Annotated in this window: 15 protein-coding genes and 1 pseudogene; 7 read left to right on the top strand and 9 right to left on the bottom strand. The window is 70.2% G+C overall.

Annotated elements, in window-relative coordinates; all coding sequences use genetic code 11:
• The first annotated feature begins 11 nt into the window (after nucleotides 1-11).
• The gene (locus WS46_RS09350; protein WP_059690309.1) at nucleotides 12-905 is read left to right on the top strand and encodes an SDR family oxidoreductase; all 894 of its coding nucleotides are present in this window, start codon (nucleotides 12-14) and stop codon (nucleotides 903-905) included.
• Nucleotides 906-958: 53 nt separating this feature from the next.
• On the opposite strand, the gene WS46_RS09345 is transcribed toward WS46_RS09350, so the two are convergent.
• From WS46_RS09345 to WS46_RS09335, 3 genes are all read right to left on the bottom strand, one after another.
• Nucleotides 959-2,335 (bottom strand): FAD-containing oxidoreductase, encoded by a 1,377-nt coding sequence (locus tag WS46_RS09345; protein ID WP_059690308.1) that lies wholly within the window; start codon nucleotides 2,333-2,335, stop codon nucleotides 959-961.
• Nucleotides 2,336-2,496: 161 nt separating this feature from the next.
• A complete protein-coding gene (locus WS46_RS09340) occupies nucleotides 2,497-3,072 on the bottom strand; it encodes a hypothetical protein (protein WP_059690307.1) in 576 nt (191 codons plus the stop codon).
• Nucleotides 3,072-3,536, bottom strand: a complete 465-nt coding sequence (locus WS46_RS09335; protein ID WP_059690306.1) for a GNAT family N-acetyltransferase — start codon at nucleotides 3,534-3,536, stop codon at nucleotides 3,072-3,074. Before WS46_RS09335 ends, WS46_RS09340 begins: the two co-directional genes overlap by 1 nt.
• A gap of 152 nt (nucleotides 3,537-3,688) precedes the next feature.
• Here WS46_RS09335 and WS46_RS09330 point away from each other — a divergent pair, with 152 nt between their 5' ends.
• Nucleotides 3,689-4,327 carry a LysE family translocator gene (locus tag WS46_RS09330; protein WP_059690407.1) on the top strand — a complete coding sequence of 213 codons (639 nt, stop codon included), beginning with the start codon at nucleotides 3,689-3,691 and terminating at the stop codon, nucleotides 4,325-4,327.
• 123 nt (nucleotides 4,328-4,450) lie between these two features.
• On the opposite strand, the gene WS46_RS09325 is transcribed toward WS46_RS09330, so the two are convergent.
• Entirely contained in the window at nucleotides 4,451-5,662 is a 1,212-nt protein-coding gene (locus WS46_RS09325) for a hypothetical protein (RefSeq protein ID WP_059690305.1), read from the bottom strand.
• Nucleotides 5,663-6,116: 454 nt separating this feature from the next.
• Here WS46_RS09325 and WS46_RS09320 point away from each other — a divergent pair, with 454 nt between their 5' ends.
• The 4 genes from WS46_RS09320 to WS46_RS09305 are packed head-to-tail and all read left to right on the top strand — an operon-like array spanning nucleotide 6,117 to nucleotide 11,204.
• Complete coding sequence (locus tag WS46_RS09320; RefSeq protein WP_059690304.1) at nucleotides 6,117-6,866, top strand: DUF3348 domain-containing protein; 750 nt, start codon at nucleotides 6,117-6,119, stop codon at nucleotides 6,864-6,866.
• A 10-nt stretch (nucleotides 6,867-6,876) separates the two neighbouring features.
• A complete protein-coding gene (locus WS46_RS09315) occupies nucleotides 6,877-9,924 on the top strand; it encodes a DUF802 domain-containing protein (protein WP_059690303.1) in 3,048 nt (1,015 codons plus the stop codon).
• A gap of 3 nt (nucleotides 9,925-9,927) precedes the next feature.
• Nucleotides 9,928-10,572 (top strand): OmpA family protein, encoded by a 645-nt coding sequence (locus tag WS46_RS09310; protein WP_059531940.1) that lies wholly within the window; start codon nucleotides 9,928-9,930, stop codon nucleotides 10,570-10,572.
• The gene (locus WS46_RS09305) at nucleotides 10,569-11,204 is read left to right on the top strand and encodes a DUF2894 domain-containing protein (RefSeq protein WP_059690302.1); all 636 of its coding nucleotides are present in this window, start codon (nucleotides 10,569-10,571) and stop codon (nucleotides 11,202-11,204) included. The genes WS46_RS09310 and WS46_RS09305 overlap by 4 nt, the downstream gene beginning before the upstream one ends.
• Before the next feature lie 36 nt (nucleotides 11,205-11,240).
• On the opposite strand, the gene WS46_RS09300 is transcribed toward WS46_RS09305, so the two are convergent.
• From WS46_RS09300 to WS46_RS09285, 5 genes are all read right to left on the bottom strand, one after another.
• Nucleotides 11,241-11,813 carry an NADPH-dependent FMN reductase gene (locus WS46_RS09300; protein ID WP_059690301.1) on the bottom strand — a complete coding sequence of 191 codons (573 nt, stop codon included), beginning with the start codon at nucleotides 11,811-11,813 and terminating at the stop codon, nucleotides 11,241-11,243.
• Nucleotides 11,814-11,867: 54 nt separating this feature from the next.
• Nucleotides 11,868-12,545, bottom strand: coding sequence for a hypothetical protein (locus tag WS46_RS09295; RefSeq protein ID WP_059690300.1), 678 nt, complete (start codon nucleotides 12,543-12,545; stop codon nucleotides 11,868-11,870).
• Nucleotides 12,546-12,651: 106 nt separating this feature from the next.
• On the bottom strand, nucleotides 12,652-12,801 hold the full coding sequence (locus WS46_RS35180) for a hypothetical protein (protein WP_156441416.1): 150 nt from the start codon (nucleotides 12,799-12,801) through the stop codon (nucleotides 12,652-12,654).
• 235 nt (nucleotides 12,802-13,036) lie between these two features.
• Nucleotides 13,037-14,320, bottom strand: coding sequence for an isoprenylcysteine carboxylmethyltransferase family protein (locus tag WS46_RS09290; protein ID WP_059690299.1), 1,284 nt, complete (start codon nucleotides 14,318-14,320; stop codon nucleotides 13,037-13,039).
• Nucleotides 14,321-14,440: 120 nt separating this feature from the next.
• Nucleotides 14,441-15,673 (bottom strand): collagen-like triple helix repeat-containing protein, encoded by a 1,233-nt coding sequence (locus WS46_RS09285; RefSeq protein ID WP_059690298.1) that lies wholly within the window; start codon nucleotides 15,671-15,673, stop codon nucleotides 14,441-14,443.
• On the opposite strand from WS46_RS09285, the pseudogene WS46_RS36750 reads away from it, so the two are divergent.
• A pseudogene (locus WS46_RS36750) lies at nucleotides 15,627-16,241 on the top strand (highly repetitive protein); the annotation flags it as partial. The gene WS46_RS09285 and the pseudogene WS46_RS36750 sit on opposite strands and share 47 nt — an antisense overlap.

Genomic DNA, 16,241 nt, shown 5'->3' with positions numbered 1-16,241 from the left:
GAGGTGTCGAAATGCGTGTCTTTGTAACGGGAGCGTCGGGTTTCGTCGGCTCCGCGGTCGTTGCGGAACTCGTGGCCGCCGGGCATGCGGTGCTCGGTCTCGCGCGTTCCGACGCGGCCGCCGAGGCGGTCGCGGCAGCGGGTGCCGAGGTCCATCGCGGGTCGCTGGAGGATCTCGACAGCCTGACGCGCGGCGCCGAGGCCGTCGACGCGGTGATCCACACGGGATTCAATCACGACTTCTCGCGCTTCGCGGAAAACTGCGAGCTCGACCGCCGCGCGATCGAGACGATCGGTGCGGCGCTCGCGGGGTCGGCGCGGCCGCTGATCGTCACGTCGGGCCTCGCGCTCGTCGCGCCCGGCCGCGCGGCGACGGAGGACGATCCGCACGTGCCGGTGTCGGCGACTTATCCGCGCGCGTCGGAAGCGACGGCGGCCGCGCTGGCCGCGCGCGGCGTGTGCGCGTCGGTCGTGCGCCTGCCGCCGTCCGTGCACGGCGACGGCGATCACGCCTTCGTGCCGCGCCTGATCGCGTTCGCGAGGGAGAAGGGCGCGTCGGCGTATCTCGGCGACGGCGGCAACCGCTGGCCGGCCGTGCACCGGCTCGATGCGGCGCGCGTGTACCGGCTCGCGGTCGAACGCGGCGCGTCCGGCGCACGCTATCACGCGGTCGACGATACGGGCGTGCCGTTTCGCGCGATCGCGGACGTGATCGGTCGCCGGCTGAACGTGCCGGTCGTGTCGAAATCGGCCGCGCAAGCGGGCGAGCACTTCGGCTGGTTCGCGATGTTCGCGGGAATGGATGCGCCCGCAACGAGCGAGCGCACGCGCGCGCTGCTCGACTGGGCGCCGGTGCAGCCGGGGTTGCTGGCCGACATCGACCGGCCGCGGTACTTCGAGACCTGATGCGCGAATGCGCGGGGCGTGCCGTCGTTGTCGGCCGGCACGCCCGTCGCGCGTCATTCGACCGGATGCAGGTCCTGCAGCAGCGTCGGCACGAGCTCCGACACGGTCGGGTGGATGTGCATCGCGCGGCTGATCGTCGTGTACGGCGCGCCGGCGGCCATCACGTCGAGCAACCCGTGCACGACCTCGTCGCCCGTCACGCCGAGGATCGACGCACCGAGGATCGCATGGTTGTCCGCGTCGACGATCACCTTCATGAAACCCTGGCTCTCGCCTTTTTCGACCGCGCGGCCGACCCGCGTCATCGGCCGCGTGCCGACCAGCAGCCGGCGGCCGGTCTGCCTCGCTTCCGCGAGCGTCATGCCGACGCGGCCGAGCGGCGGATCGATGTACATCGCGTACGCGGCGATGCGGTCGGTCACCTTGCGCGGATCGTCGTCGAGCAGGTTCGCCGCGACGATCTCGTAGTCGTTGTACGCGGTGTGCGTGAATGCGCCGCGCCCGTTGCAGTCGCCGAGCGCCCAGATGCCGGGCACGTTGGTGCGCAGTTGATCGTCGACGGTGATGTAGCCGCGCGCGTCGACCGCGACGCCGGCCTGCTCGAGCCCGAGATCGTCGGTGTTCGGCACGCGGCCGACCGCGAGCAGCAGGTGCGAGCCCGCGACCTCGCGGCGGCCGCCGGTGCAGTCCAGGCCGACCGCGACGCCGTCGCCGTCGCGTCGCGCGGTCAGGCAGTTCGCATCGAGCTGCACGTCGATGCCTTCGTTCGCGAGAATCTCGTGCACGGCCTGCGAGACGTCCTCGTCCTCGCGCCGGATCAGACGCGACCCTTTCTCGACGATCGTCACCTGCGAGCCGAAGCGGCGGTACATCTGACCGAATTCGAGCCCCACGTAGCTGCCGCCGACGATCACGAGATGCTCGGGCAGGAAGTCGACGTCCATCATCGTCGAGTTGGTCAGGTACGGGACCGAGTCGAGGCCCGGCATCGGCGGAATTTGCGCGCGCCCGCCGACGTTGATGAAGATGCGGTCGGCTTCGAGCACGTCGTCGCCGACGCGTACCGCATTCGCCCGCTCGAATCGGGCATGACCCTGAAACACGGTCGTGTTCTCGAGCCCGCGCACCCATTGTTCGACGCCGTGGTTCGAGCGCCCGGAAATCCGGTCCTTGCGCGCCTTCACGGCCTTCATGTCGACGCTGACGGGGCCGACCGACACGCCGTATTCGGCCGCGCGACGTGCAAGCTGCGCCGCGTACGCGCTCGCGATCAGCGTCTTGGTCGGAATGCAGCCGGTGTTCACGCAGGTGCCGCCGAAGCGGCCGCGCTCGACGATCGCCACTTTCATGCCGGCGCCCGCGAGCCGCGCGGCGAGCGGCGGACCGGCCTGGCCCGTGCCGATGACGATCGCGTCGAAGTGTTGCGTCATGACGTCCTCCTGCGCTGGTTCAACGTGGGAAGGGTAGCGCGCAAGACGCATGCCGCGTCGGCGCGCGTCCGAACGGCGACGAGCGCCTATGGTAGACCGGTTGGCGGGGGGAGGCGAGTTGCGCCGATGCAAGCGGCGGAACATGGTCCGCCGACGGTTTTTCAGTCCTTGCGCCGCCATTGGTCGAACGTCACCGGCCGGTGCGCATCGGCGCGCGTGACGGTGACTTCGTCGGGCTTGTCGTCGAGCGGAAACGACTCGGTGTAGATCTCGCTGGCGAACAGCCAGCCGTGCGTGCGCGGGTCGTAGCGGAACGTCACGTAGTCGCTCCAGTGCTGGCCGCACGCGACGAAGTTCTGCACGGTGAAATAGCGGCCTTTCACCGAGAGGCCGCTGTCGGCGGCGTCTTCCGGATCGAACGGATCGCACTGGCCGCCTTCGTTCGCGCGCAGGACCACGTGGTCGTTGCGCGCGGCGAGCCGGTACGCGTGATCGCGCCGCTCCTCGAAGATCAGCAGCGGACGGGGCGACGGCTGCCCGCGCGAATCGGCCGCGCGATGCACGACGACGAGAAAGCTGCGCCGTCCTTCGCCGAGGTCCGGCCCCGCTTGCGCGACGAGCGGCTGGAAGCCGGACGGCAGTTGCGTCGCGATGGATTGCGGCAGGCCGTCGGCCCATGCGCCGGGCGACAGCGCGGCGAGGAGCGCGAGGAGCGCGCGGCGCGCGGTCGTGCCCATCACAGATCCCGCCCGAGAAACGCGGTGCCGGGCACCGGATTGAACGCCACCGGCGGCGCGGGCGTGAAGCCGAGCGAATCATACAGTTGCCTTGCAGCGGCGAATTCGGGCAGCACGTCGAGACACATCCGCGCATAACCGGCCGCCTTCGCGTCGCGCAGCAGCCGTTCGACGAGCTGGCGGCCGACGTTCAGTCCGCGCGCTTCGGGGCGCACGTATACGCGCTTCATCTCGCACGTCGTCGCGTCGATTTCGCGAAACGCCGCGCAGCCGACCGCGCGCTCGCCGCGCCACGCGAGCAACAATTGCCCGCGCGGCGCCGCGTATTTTCCCGGCAGCGCGGCGAGCTCGGGCTCATAGTCCTGGAACGCGAGGCTGACCGTGGGGCTCGCGATGTACTCGCGGAAAATCGCGTCGACGACGGCGGCATCGTCGGGATAGCGGGCGGCGCGGATCTCGATCATGGGGGCGTGGCGCGATGGCGGAAACGGCACCCAGCATAGCAGCGCGCGGGTGCTTCCGGCGGCACGCGAAGCGTGCCAGAATCGTCGACTTCACCGTCGGGAATCGACACGCGGGCGCCGGCGCTTCGGCGTCGCTGATCAAGGAGACTTCGATGACTGCATCGGCTGCCGTACTCGCCATTCTGGCCGCGCTGTGGCTTGGCGCGATGATTCCGGGCCCGAGTTTCGTGCTGGTCGCCCGCAATTCGATCGGGCTGTCGCGCCGCGACGGGCTCGCGACCGCGCTCGGCATGGGCGTCGGCGGGATCGTGTTCGGCGGCGTCGCGCTGGCCGGGCTCTACACGCTGCTGCAGGCGGTCGAATGGCTGTACGTGGGCCTCAAGCTCGCGGGCGGCGCATACCTGATCTACATGGCGTCGAAGATCTGGCGCGGCGCCGACCGGCCGATCGCGATGGACGATTCGCAGGCCGTCGTCGCCGGCAGCGCGCGCAAGTCGTTCTGGACCGGCCTCACGACCCAGCTCAGCAACCCGAAGACGGCGATCTGGTACGGCAGCATCTTCGCTGCGCTGTTGCCGCAGCATCCGCCGCTCTGGTGCTACCTGGCGCTGCCGCCGCTCGTGTTCGGCGTCGAATTCGGCTGGTACACGCTCGTCGCGCTGTGCTTCTCGACCCGCCGGCCGCGCGAACTCTATCTGCGCGCGAAGAAGTGGGTCGACCGCGTCGCGGCCGGCGCGATCACGCTGCTCGGCCTGCGGCTGATCCTGAACGCGCCGAAGGCGGGGATCTGACGGCAGGCAGTCTCGCCGTTGCATTCCCGACCGGCATGCCGCCACGGCCGGTCATTCCGGCACGTGGCGTGACCGGTGGAGCCACGGCCCCGAGTCACCGCCCCCTGCCTGCGCAAGCGCGCGTCACGCCGCCGGAAACCGTTCGAGCAGGGCCGCGAACCGCGCGTCATCCGGAAACGCCGTCACTTCATACCGCACCGGCCGGTGCGCGGTGGCCGTCATCAGGTCGCCGCAGGCGTCCCGCAGCGCGGCCATCGGCACGTGCGCCGACTGCCGCGTCGATTCCCGATAGAGCACGACGATGTCCGTCTCGGGCAGCAGCGTCGGCACGCCGTCGCTCCACACGCCGACGCTGAACAGCTCGCCGTTCTGCCGCCGGTACACGGTGTACGACGCCACGAAGACGTCGATGCCGTCCCGCTTGTGGAGGTCGTCCAGCAGCGTCCGCTGATCCTGGTAGTCGCCCGCGAGCTCGTCCACGCGCAACGCGTGCAGCTTCGCTTCCAGCCCTGCCGGAACGAAATTCCGCCACGCGGCGCCGTCCCAGCGCAGCATCAGCGGCGGCAGCGGACGCGGCTGCGCGCGCGCCTGTTCCGCGAGTTCGACCATCGTCGCGAGCCCGGCCGCGTTGCGGTCGCCGGTGAGCAGCAGCACGGCCCGGTTCGGCGCCATTACCACCGGCGCGCCGGAGATCGGCTGGCGGTGCAGCAGGTCGGTCAGCAATAGCCGCGCCGCGTCGTAGTAGTCGCCGAACTGCGACAGGAACACGCCGTCGCGCAATGCGGCCCACGGCGTCGACGACGCACCGCGCAGGTTGTCGATCGCGATGTCGCATGCGTCGTCGAAGCTGACGCCCCATTCGGCGAGCCGTGCGCTCGTCAGCCGCGCGACGCTGAATTCGCCGTCGTACGCGATGCCGATCTCGAGGTTCTCGCACAGCGTCCGGAACGCGACTTCCGACGCGGCGGGCTGCCCGGCGAGCTGCAGCGCGACCGTGCCGCGCTCGGTCGCGCTGCGGATCACGGGGCGCAGCCGCGCGCGGACGTCCGCGAAGTTCGCCGGAATCTCGTGCTGCATCATCGCGCTCGCCTGGCGCTGCAGCGTCGCTTCGCGCTCGGCCGGCTTCGCGTCCGCGTAGTCGCGGAACAGGTTGTGCAGGTTGATGATGTTCGACGGGACATCCGCTTGCACGAGACGGCCCTTGTCGTCCTCGTGAAGCCACTCGCGCGTGTCGCCGGTCGCGCGCAGCGCGGCGATCAGGCGGTCGGCGAAGTCCTGCCGGGTTGGCGGTTTGCTGAAGCGCTCGCGCAGGCGCGCGACGAAGTCGGAAAGCATCGTGAGCGGTCGGGCAGGCCCGTCTGTTATCAGTCGTTGTCATGGGCGGCGGCGCCCGTCTCCCGGGGCGCCGCCTGCGTCCCGCGGATATCGGCCGGATATCCATGTGCGTCCGGCGGCCCGCGCGCCGGCTGCAAATCGACGCGGGCCCGCATCGGGCGCGAATCGCGCGGCGGGTGTCGCGATGGTACCGCACGTCAGTGATGGAAACGCATGCGCGCGAACATTATGGTCCGGCGTGAACCGGCGCCCGCCGGGGCGGCTTCGGAGACCGTCCGGATGCGTGGCCGGCGCCGCGCCGGCGCACCGGGAATCCCCGGCGATCGGCCCGCGAGCCTTGTGCTGCGGGCGTTCGGGCCGGTTGCGCGGCATGCCGGGGCGGGCCGCTTCCCCGATTCTGGCGGTCGACCTCCCGACGACGTGTAAACTGCTGCCTTTTTTGACGGTTTGCAGCATGGTGCAAGCACCCCCGCGCCCGGCACTGAGCGGCCCGACGCTCGTCCGGCTGCTCGCGCGCCTGACCGATGCCGACGTCGCGGAATCCCGGCAGACGCTGTCGGACCGCCTGAGCCAGTGGCTCGGCTGGACCGACGCGATCACGCTGTCGTCCGCGCTGAATGCGAGCCCGCCCGGCGTCGCGGCCGGCGTGCGTGGTTACGACGCGGAGCGTGACTGCGCGCGCGTGCGTCACGACCTCGCGCAGGCGATCACGGCCGCCCACCGCCCGCGCACGCGGCGGCGCCCCGGCGAGTTGCCGCCGCCGCCGGCCGACACGGCCGACTTCGCCGATTTCCGCCAGAGCTGTGTGTCGCTCCAGCAGGAAATGGAGACCGCGATCGGCCAGTTGCGCGGCCGCCTGCGGGTCGCGGTCGCCGCGCGCTCGTCCGGGATGGCGCGGCTCGCGACGCTCGACGCGATCATGGAGCGCGTGCTCGGCGCGCGCGAGCGCAGCCTGCTGTCCGCCGTGCCCGCGCTGCTCGGCACGCGCTTCGAGCGGCTGCGCGACGCGGAGCGGCAGGCGCTCGCCGATGCGCAAGCGGCGGCCGACGCCGCTGTCGACGGCGACGCACCGTCCGTCGCGGCGATCGTGCCCGGCACGTGGCTCGACACGTTCCGCAACGAGATGCAAAGCATCCTGCTCGCCGAACTCGAAGTCCGGTTTCAAACGGTAGACGGGCTGCTCGCGGCCCTTCGTACCTGCTAATCCCTACGCTATGTCCAGAATTCGTCTTGATCTCGTTGTCTTCATCGCCGGTCTGCTCGCAGTGTGCTGGATCGGCGTCGGCTATATCGCGTCGAACCCGCTCGCGACGGCCGTCACGCTGCTGATCGGCGCGTGCTACGTCGCCGGTGCGTGGGAACTGCGGCGCTACCGGCAGGCCACCGCCGCGCTGTCGCGCGCGGTGGCCGGCCTGACCGAACCGCCGGCCAAGCTCGACACGTGGCTCGATACGCTGCCCACGGGCCTGCGCGGTGCCGTGCGGGCACGCGTCGAAGGCGCGCGCGTCGCGCTGCCGGGGCCGTCGCTCACGCCGTATCTGGTCGGCCTGCTCGTGCTGCTCGGCATGCTCGGCACGCTGCTCGGGATGGTCGTGACGCTGAAGGGCACGGGCGCCGCGCTCGAAAGCGCGACCGATCTCGACGCGATCCGCGCGTCGCTGATCGCGCCGGTGAAGGGGCTCGGTTTCGCGTTCGGCACGTCGATCGCGGGTGTCGCGACGTCCGCGATGCTCGGCCTTCTGTCCGCGCTCGTGCGCCGCGAACGGCTCGACGCGGGCCAGCAGCTCGACGCGAAGATCGCGACGACGCTGCGCGTGCATTCGTCCGCGCACCAGCGCGACGAATCGTTCCGGCTGCTGCAGCGCCAGGCCGACGTGATGCCGGCGCTGGTCGACCGGCTGCAGACGATGATGACGACGCTCGAGGCGCGCAGCGTCGCGCTGCACGATCGCCAGATCGAAAGCCAGCAGGCGTTCTTCGATCGGACCGAGCGCGCGTATGCGGGCCTGGCATCGAACGTCGGCGACGCGCTGAAGGAAAGCGCCGCCGAGAGCGCGCGCGTGGCCGGTGCCGCGTTGCAGCCGGTCGTCGCGGCGACGATGGCGGGGCTCGCGCAGGAGATGGCCGCGCTGCGCGACACCGTGACGGGCGCCGTGCAGCGTCAGCTCGACGGGCTGACCGACGGTTTCGAGAAGACCACCGGGAACGTGACGGCCGTCTGGAATCGCGCGCTCGACGAGCAGCGCCGCGCGGGCGATGCGGTCGCGCAGCAGCTGCAAACGACGCTCGGCCAGTTCACCGACACCTTCGCGCAGCGTTCGACGGACCTGCTCGACGGCGTCGCGACGCGCCTCGAATCGACCGAAAGCCGGTTGTCCGATGCGTGGCGCGATGCGCTCGCGCGCCAGGAGCAGGTCGGCGAGACGCTGGCCGGCCAGCATGCCCAGGCGCTCGGCGAAGCCGCCGCGACGTTCGAGCGGCATTCGGGCGCGGCGCTTGCCGCGATGAGCGAGTCGCATGCGGCGCTGCAAACGCAACTGGCCGCGCGCGACGAGGAACGCCTGACGGCGTGGAATGCGTCGCTGACCGCGATGGCCGCGAAGCTCGGCGACGAATGGCAGCGCGCGGGCGCGCACAGCGCGGGCCGTCAGCAGGAAATCTGCGATGCGCTGGCGCAGACGACGCGCGATCTCACAGCGCAAGCGTCCACGTTCGAACAACGCTCGAACGATCTGCTGTCGACGATTCGCGAATCGCACACGGGCCTGCAAACGCAACTGGCCGCGCGTGACGAAGAACGTCTGGCGACGTGGAATGCTTCGCTGGCCGCGATGACGACGAAGCTCAGCGACGAGTGGCAACGTGCGGGCGTGCACAGCGCGGGCCGTCAGCAGGAAATCTGCGATGCGCTCGCGCAAACGACGCGCGATCTGACCGCGCAAGCGTCCACGTTCGAACAACGCTCGACCGATCTGCTTGCGACGATTCGCGATTCGCACACGGGCCTGCAAACGCAACTGGCCGCGCGTGACGAAGAACGTCTGGCGACGTGGAACGCGTCGCTGGCCGCGATGGCCGCGAAGCTCGGCGACGAATGGCAGCGCGCGGGCGTGCACAGCGCGGGCCGTCAGCAGGAAATCTGCGATGCGCTGGCGCAAACGACGCGCGATCTCACCGTACAGGCGTCCACGTTCGAACAACGTTCGAACGACCTGTTGTCGACGATTCGCGAATCGCACGCGGGCCTGCAAACGCAACTGGCCGCGCGTGACGAAGAACGTCTGGCGGCGTGGAATGCGTCGCTGGCCGCGATGGCGACGAAGCTCGGCGACGAATGGCAGCGCGCAGGCGTGCACAGCGCGGGCCGTCAGCAGGAAATCTGCGACGCGCTCGCGCAAACGACACGCGATCTCACGGCACAGGCGTCTACGTTCGAACAACGTTCGAACGACCTGCTGTCGACGATTCGCGAATCGCACGCGAGCCTGCAAACGCAACTGGCCGCGCGCGACGAAGCACGCCTGTCCGCATGGAACGACTCGCTCGCTGCCATGGCCGCCGCGCTGCGCGACGAATGGGCGCGGACGAGCGCACAGGCCGCGACGCGCCAGCAGGACATCTGCGACACGCTGACCCGCACCGCGAACGACATCACGGCACAGGCGCAGGTGCACGCGAGCGACACGATCAACGAAATCTCGCGCCTCGTGCAGGCCGCATCCGAAGCGCCGAAGGCCGCGGCCGATGTCGTCGCCGAGCTGCGCCAGCGTCTGTCCGACAGCATGGTGCGCGACACCGCGATGCTCGAGGAGCGCAGCCGCCTGCTCGCGACGCTCGAAACGCTGCTCGGCGCAGTCAACCACGCGTCGACCGAGCAGCGCACCGCGATCGACGCGCTCGTCAGCACGTCGGCCGACCTGCTCGACCGCGTCGGCGCGCGCTTCAACGACACCGTCGATGCCGAAACGCGCAAGCTCGATTCGGTGGCCGCGCAGGTCACGGCGGGGGCGGTCGAGGTCGCGAGCCTCGGCGATGCATTCGGTGCGGCCGTGCAGGTGTTCGGCGAATCGAACGACAAGCTGCTGAACCACCTGCAGCGTATCGAGGCCGCGCTCGAGAAATCGCTCGCGCGCAGCGACGAGCAGCTCGAGTACTACGTCGCGCAGGCGCGCGAGGTGATCGATCTGAGCATGATGTCGCAGAAGCAGATCGTCGAGGACCTGCAGCAGATCGCCGGTCGGCGGGCATCGGTCGGAGCGTAACGCATGCACGACGAAATCGACGACGGCGCGCCTTCCGCGCCGGTGTGGCCCGCGTTCGCCGACCTGATGTCGGTGCTGCTCGGTGCATTCGTGCTGATCCTCGTCGGCGTGATCGGCATGCAGCTGCAGCTCACGTCGAAGCTCGAGGAAGCCGTGCGCGCGCGCCAGCAGGAAGCGCAGCAGCGCAAGTCGCTCGAAGAGGCGCTCGCCGGGCCGCTCGCGGCCGGCCGCGTGACGCTCGTGAACGGACGCATCGGCATCAGCGGCAACGTGCTGTTCGCGCTGAACTCCGACCAGCTGCAGCCCGAGGGCCGCGATCTGCTGAAGACGCTCGCCGCGCCGCTGGCCGCGTACCTGAAGACGCGCGACGAGATCCTGATGATCAGCGGCTTCGCCGACGACCAGCAGGTGCGCGCCGGCAACCGCCAGTTCGCGGACAACTGGGAACTGTCGGCCAAGCGCGCGCTGACGGTCACGCGTGCGCTGATCGACGCCGGCGTGCCGGCGCCGTCGGTGTTCGCGGCCGCGTTCGGCTCCGAGCAGCCGGTCAGCTCGAATGCGGACGATGAAGGCCGCGCGAAGAACCGCCGCGTGGAGATCGCGCCGGTGCCGCGCAAGACCGCATCGAGCGGAGGGAAGGCGAAGTGACGGACGACGCGACGCACGTGCGCGCGACGCTCGACGCGTGGCGCGAGCAGGGCGCCGACCGGCTGGATCCGGTGCGCTTCCATCGGCTCGACGCGCTCGAAAAGCGCGCGGCCGTGCTCGACGGCGACGCGCGCGCGTTGCTCGATGCGCGGCTCGCGACGCTGCTGGAAGGGTTTGCGGAGATCGTCTCGCGAGCCGGTGAGACGGCAGCCGCGAGCGAGACGGCGCAAGCCGCCGCCCCGGCGCCCGCGCGCGGCCTGCTCGGCGGGCTCGTCGAGCAGCTCGCGCGCGATGCGCAGGCCGATCGAAGCGGGATCGATCCCGAACTGATCGATTACTTCCGCACGACGTGGTCGAAGGTCCGCACCGAACAGCAGTATCGCCAGTCGCTCGACCAGGTGCCGCGCAACGCGGGGCCGCTCAATTCGAACAGTCTCGTGCATCGGTCGCTCGCGACGATGCGCGAATTGTCGCCGGAATACCTGCAGCAATTCATGTCGTACATCGATGCGCTGGCGTGGCTCGAGGATCTCGCCGGCGGCGGCGCCCAGCCCGAGAAGGAAGCGCCGCGCGCGAAGGTCGCGAAGCCGACGAAACCCGCGAGGAAGAGCACACGCGCCAAGGCGCGATAACGCACGACCTCGGCCGGCCGCCGCGCGGGTTGTCGTCTAGCGACCCGGCGCCTGCGCGTCGATCGCCGCGCGCAGCGCGTGCAGCGCGTCGATCAGCGCCGACGCGAACGGCGGATGCGCGGCGATGCCCGCCGCGTCGAGCTGACTGCCGAGGATCGGCAACGTGATCGACGCGCGCTCGACGATGCACGCCGACATCACCGACAGCGTTTCGCGCAGCGCCGCGTCCGCATGCGTCGCGCGCGGCGACGCGTTCAATACCGCGACCGGCTTGTACACCACGGCCTCGCATCCCACGACCCAGTCCAACGCGTTCTTCATCACGCCCGTCACGCCGTGCGCGTATTCCGGGCTCGCGATCAGCACGCCGTCCGCCGCGTTCAGCCGCTCGATCAGGTCGCGCACCGCGGCCGGCGACGGATATTCGGTATCGGGATTGAACAGCGGAAACTCGCCGAGACGATCGAAACGCGTGATGCGCATCCCGCGCGGCGCGACGCGTGCTGCTGCGTCCAGCAGCGCCGCGTTGTACGACTGCGCACGAAGGCTGCCGCACAGCGCGACGATGTCGATGCGGCGTTCGGAATCGGTTCGGAGTTCGGTAGCCATCAAGGACCGTCGGGGAGGGTGGCTTGCGCGGCGACGCCGCGCGAATCCGACGGATTATCGCATCGGTGCGTGAGCGACGTGGCGCGCGTTCGCGACGCGGTGCAGGCGATGCCACTCGCGTCCTTCCCGCGGAAACTTCACGTCCTGACGCTCCGCGGCGAGCGTATCGATCATCCCTGTTGCGCGCGCCAGGTCGCCGAGTGTCCATCCGTTGCCGAGCAACAGCCGGCGCGTATGCAGCGCACCGTACACGTCGTCCGCGACGGCCTCGCCGAGATAGCGCAGCGCGCGGCCTTCGACGTCGACGAAGCCGTGCCGGTAGTCGTGCGCGAGCGCGGTCCAGAGCTGCGCCGCGCCGATCGACTGACGTGCGCCGCTGATCAGGCACAGGCCCGCGTCGAGGCCCCATCGATACAGCGTCGTCGCGAGCCCCTTGCGTTGCGCGGACCCGCGCAGCCGCGTGTGCGGCGCGCGCAGGTAGCGGTCCGCGCGGCGCGGCAGTTCGGGAAGCCGGTTGAAGATCGTGTAGCCGGCGAGCTGCCGGGCCGACGGATCCTCGACGTAAAGGAAGTATTCGCCGTCGGCCTCGCGGTGGCGGACGATCAGGCCCGAGTCGCCGAGCGCGACCGCCGGCAGGCCGTGCAGGCGATGGCCCGGCTGGTGCAGACGCGCGTAGAGCGTGTCGAGTTCATCGTCGATGTCGTGCTGGGAATGCTGTACGTCGATACGCATGGCAAAAGGCGCCCGTCCCGGGGCGCATCGAGAAAGGGGTTCATCGCAAACGGGGAAAGGAAATGGCAGCGGCCCCCGGGCTCGGCGAGCGAGCCGGGGCCGCGAATCAGCTGGGGATGTGCTGGAAACCGGCGGCGATCGCGGCGAGGCCCGCGATGCAGAGTGCGAACAGGATCAGGACTTTGTGGATCACGCCTCTCTCCTCATGAACGCGCGGCGCCGAAGGCGGTGCCGCGGAGACGGTGATGGCGGGCATGGCCCGCGCGGCCGTCGTGCGGGACGACGGTCGGAGGTCCGGGCGGCAGGCGCGCGGACGGTCAGCACCATACGCGACGAGCACGGGGCGGGCAATCGGACTGCGGGAGAAAAGCGACGAAACGCGGGGAATCGGGGTGTTTCGCGACAATTGGTCGCAAGGGGGCGCGCGTGTCGATGCCGTTTGCCGGCGGTTGTCTCGAAATCACATGCTGCCCCGGCTGCCCGTCGCCGCCTCACACCGCCTGCCGCGCCCCGAACGCCTGCCTGATTCGCGCGAACAACCCATGCTGCGCGATCCACTCGGCATACGCGCGATAGTCAGGATCACGCATCAAATGACGTTCCTCCGTCTTCGCCCGCGTGTAGTAAATCAGATTGACCGCGACGAGCCCCGCGCAGTGCATGAGCCCGACCTGCCAGCCGAGCGGTTCGACGAACGGCACCGACACCATCCAGTACGACAGATTCTTCGTGATGTACGCCGGATGCTTCGTGAAACGATACGGGCCCGACGTGATGATGCCGCGGTTCGTGAGGTTCGAGAAACGCAGCCCGAACGAGATCGTCGACAGCGCGTAGGTCATCAGCAGCAGGATGATCGCCGCACCCCAGATCACGCGCAGCGTCGGCGCGGACAGCAGCCAGTTGTCCCAGAACAGCGAGCCTTCGTAGCGGATGTAGTTGTTCGAGATCAGCGACCAGAACGGCTGGTAGCACATCAGCGCGGCGACCCAGCCGAGCGTGGTCGGCTCGACGGTGCGCACGTGGCTGTCGAGGATGCGGAACGTGCACAGATAGCCGACGGTGCCGAACATCAGGTCCATCGTGAACGACAGGTCGTACAGGAATACGAACGTCGCGAGCGTCATCGGCGCGTGCAGCGCGTTCGCAAGCGACGCACTCAGGTGATCGGCATCCTTCGACAGGTAGACGGTCATCAGCGGCAGGAAGAACGCCTTCACGCCCCAGCCGGCGAGCATCTCGCGCACGGGCTGCCAGCTCGCGGGCTTCTCGCGGCGAAACAGGTAGCGGCCCCACAGCAGGTACGCGTCGTCGGTTTCGCGCTGGTGGCGATCCATCCACGCGAAGTAGAACGGCGCGGCGACGATCACGTACGGCGCGAGCGAGCGCAGCAGCGACCAGAACGGCAGGTAGAACGCGCCGTGATATTCGGGCAGCAGCCAGTAGATCATGCCGATGCCGGCGTAGATCGACGTCAGCGCGCCGAGCCGCGTCGCGACGCGAGCGAGCCCGAGCGGGCGCACGGCCTGCCGCGACAGTCCCGCGCTCGGGCGCAGGTAGACGCGCGAGATGAAGATTTCGTGCAGCGCGATCGTGCCGATGATCGCGAGGCTGGCGATGACCGCGCGCGTGGCCGCGTCGAGGTTCGGCTGGTCGCGTGTGATCCACAGCGCGAAGAGGCCGGCCGCGATGCCGAGCAGGCCCGCGCGGAATGGCGTGGCGGAACGGGGTGGGCGGTCCTGGACCGCGGCGATGCCGTCGAGCGTGGAGTTCATGATCGGATCCTCGTCGGGATGAGGGCCGGCGCCCCCGCCTGGCGGGTGACGCCGGCCATCGGCCGGGCTTTGGATTGGTATGTGCCCGGCCACTGGCCTGTGGTTCTGATAGGTGAAGCGTTACTTCTTCGGGACGGCGCCGAGCAGACCGCCGAGCAGGTTCGTCACCGGTGCCAGCAGGTTGGTCGCGCCAGCCGTGGTGGTGCCGTTCGAACTGCCGGTGAGGCCGGCCGTGACGGCGCCGCTGCCGGACGGCGTCGTCACCGTGCCGGCCGCGCCGCCCGGGCTGGCCGTGCCGAGCGCACCGAGCGCGCCGGCCGGCGAGGTCAGCGAGCCCGTCAGCGTGCCGACCGGGCCGCTCGTCAGCGCACCGCCGAGGTTGCCGGTCAGGTTGCCGCCCGGTGTCGTGACCGTGCCGGTGAGGCTTGCGCCAAGCGGCGTCAGCGAGTTGACGAGGCCGGTGACCGGTGCAAGCAGGCCGCCGATGCCCGAGCCGCTGGTACCGCTTGTGCCGCTGGTGCCGCCCGTACCGCTCGAACCGAGACCGCCGAGCGCGCCCGTCACCGTGCCGAGAAGGCCCGTGATCGGCGCGAGCGGGCCGCCGCTGGTGCCGCTCGTCCCGCTGGTGCCGCCGGAGCCGCTCGAGCTGCTGCCGCCGCCGAGCCCACCCGTCAGCGTCCCGAGCAGGCCGGTGATCGGCGCGAGCGGGTTGGTGCCGCTGCTGGAGCTGCCGCCGGACAGCAGGCCGCCAGCCGACGACACCGTGTTGCCGAGCTGGGACACGCTGCTGCCTGCGCTCGTGCCGACCGGGTTGCCGGTCGCGTTGCCGACCTGCGTACCGGCGAGGCCGAGGCCGCTGCCGAGCGTGTTCAGCAGGCCGCTGAGCGGGGCGCCGAGCAGGGTCGCGCCACCGAGCATCTGCGTGGCGCCAGGCGTCGTGACGCCGCCGGTCAGCGTGTTCGTGATCGGGTTGATCACGCTGCCGAGCTGCGTCTCGAGTTGCTGGACCGGCGCGCTGTTCAGCGCGGTGTTCAGCGCCGATGCGGTCGAGTTGACCGCGGTGCCGACCGTGTTGACCAGACTGCCGACCAGGGTCGTCGCCGGCGCGAGCGGCGACAGCGGACCGGTGCCGAGGCTCGTCACCGCGTTGCCGAGGTTGTTGACCGCGCTGCCGGCGCCGGTCAGCAGGCCGGTGGTCGACGTGAGCGTCGGGCCGAGCGGGTTCGGCGACACGCCGATCGAGCCGAGGCCGGCCGCGACGCCGTTGCCGAGCGACTGCACGCCGTTGCCGAGGCTTGTGACCGCGTTGCCGATGCTGGTGGCCGTCGTCGGGTTCGTGCCCGGAACTTGCACGCCGCCGATCTGCGAACCGCCGTTCGCGACCGTCGTGCCGAGTGCCGTGACGAGCGTGCCGGTTTGCTGGACGACGTTGCCGAGCGGGGTGACGTTGGTGCCGGAGGTGCCCGAGGTGCCGGAGGTGCCCGACGTACCGGAGGTGCCCGAGGTGCCGGAAGTGCCCGACGTGCCGGAAGTGCCCGAGGTACCGGAGGTGCCCGAGGTGCCGGAAGTGCCCGAGGTACCGGAGGTGCCCGAGGTGCCGGAAGTGCCCGACGTGCCGGAAGTGCCCGACGTGCCGGAAGTGCCCGATGTACCGGAAGTGCCCGAGGTACCGGAGGTGCCCGAGGTGCCGGAAGTGCCCGACGTACCGGAAGTGCCCGACGTACCGGAAGTGCCCGACGTGCCGGAAGTGCCCGAGGTGCCGGAAGTGCCGGAAGTGCCGGAAGTACCCGAGGTACCGGAAGTACCCGACGTACCAGAGGTACCCGAGGTACCGGAGGTGCCCGAGGTGCCCGAGGTACCCGACGTGCCGGAAGTGCCGGAAGTGCCGGAAGTGCCGGAAGTGCCGGAAGTGCCGGAAGTG

It is taken from the genome of Burkholderia sp. RF4-BP95, from assembly GCF_001521985.1.
GTDB lineage: Bacteria > Pseudomonadota > Gammaproteobacteria > Burkholderiales > Burkholderiaceae > Burkholderia > Burkholderia diffusa.
This window is presented reverse-complemented; position numbering and strand designations above follow the sequence as displayed.

Bases quoted from the DNA above. Each gene is read 5' to 3' on its own strand.
- WS46_RS09350 (WP_059690309.1), top strand. From the start codon at position 12: ATGCGTGTCTTTGTAACGGGAGCGTCGGGTTTCGTCGGCTCCGCGGTC.
- WS46_RS09345 (WP_059690308.1), bottom strand. From the start codon at position 2,335: ATGACGCAACACTTCGACGCGATCGTCATCGGCACGGGCCAGGCCGGT.
- WS46_RS09340 (WP_059690307.1), bottom strand. From the start codon at position 3,072: ATGGGCACGACCGCGCGCCGCGCGCTCCTCGCGCTCCTCGCCGCGCTG.
- WS46_RS09335 (WP_059690306.1), bottom strand. From the start codon at position 3,536: ATGATCGAGATCCGCGCCGCCCGCTATCCCGACGATGCCGCCGTCGTC.
- WS46_RS09330 (WP_059690407.1), top strand. From the start codon at position 3,689: ATGACTGCATCGGCTGCCGTACTCGCCATTCTGGCCGCGCTGTGGCTT.
- WS46_RS09325 (WP_059690305.1), bottom strand. From the start codon at position 5,662: ATGCTTTCCGACTTCGTCGCGCGCCTGCGCGAGCGCTTCAGCAAACCG.
- WS46_RS09320 (WP_059690304.1), top strand. From the start codon at position 6,117: ATGGTGCAAGCACCCCCGCGCCCGGCACTGAGCGGCCCGACGCTCGTC.
- WS46_RS09315 (WP_059690303.1), top strand. From the start codon at position 6,877: ATGTCCAGAATTCGTCTTGATCTCGTTGTCTTCATCGCCGGTCTGCTC.
- WS46_RS09310 (WP_059531940.1), top strand. From the start codon at position 9,928: ATGCACGACGAAATCGACGACGGCGCGCCTTCCGCGCCGGTGTGGCCC.
- WS46_RS09300 (WP_059690301.1), bottom strand. From the start codon at position 11,813: ATGGCTACCGAACTCCGAACCGATTCCGAACGCCGCATCGACATCGTC.
- WS46_RS09295 (WP_059690300.1), bottom strand. From the start codon at position 12,545: ATGCGTATCGACGTACAGCATTCCCAGCACGACATCGACGATGAACTC.
- WS46_RS35180 (WP_156441416.1), bottom strand. From the start codon at position 12,801: ATGCCCGCCATCACCGTCTCCGCGGCACCGCCTTCGGCGCCGCGCGTT.
- WS46_RS09290 (WP_059690299.1), bottom strand. From the start codon at position 14,320: ATGAACTCCACGCTCGACGGCATCGCCGCGGTCCAGGACCGCCCACCC.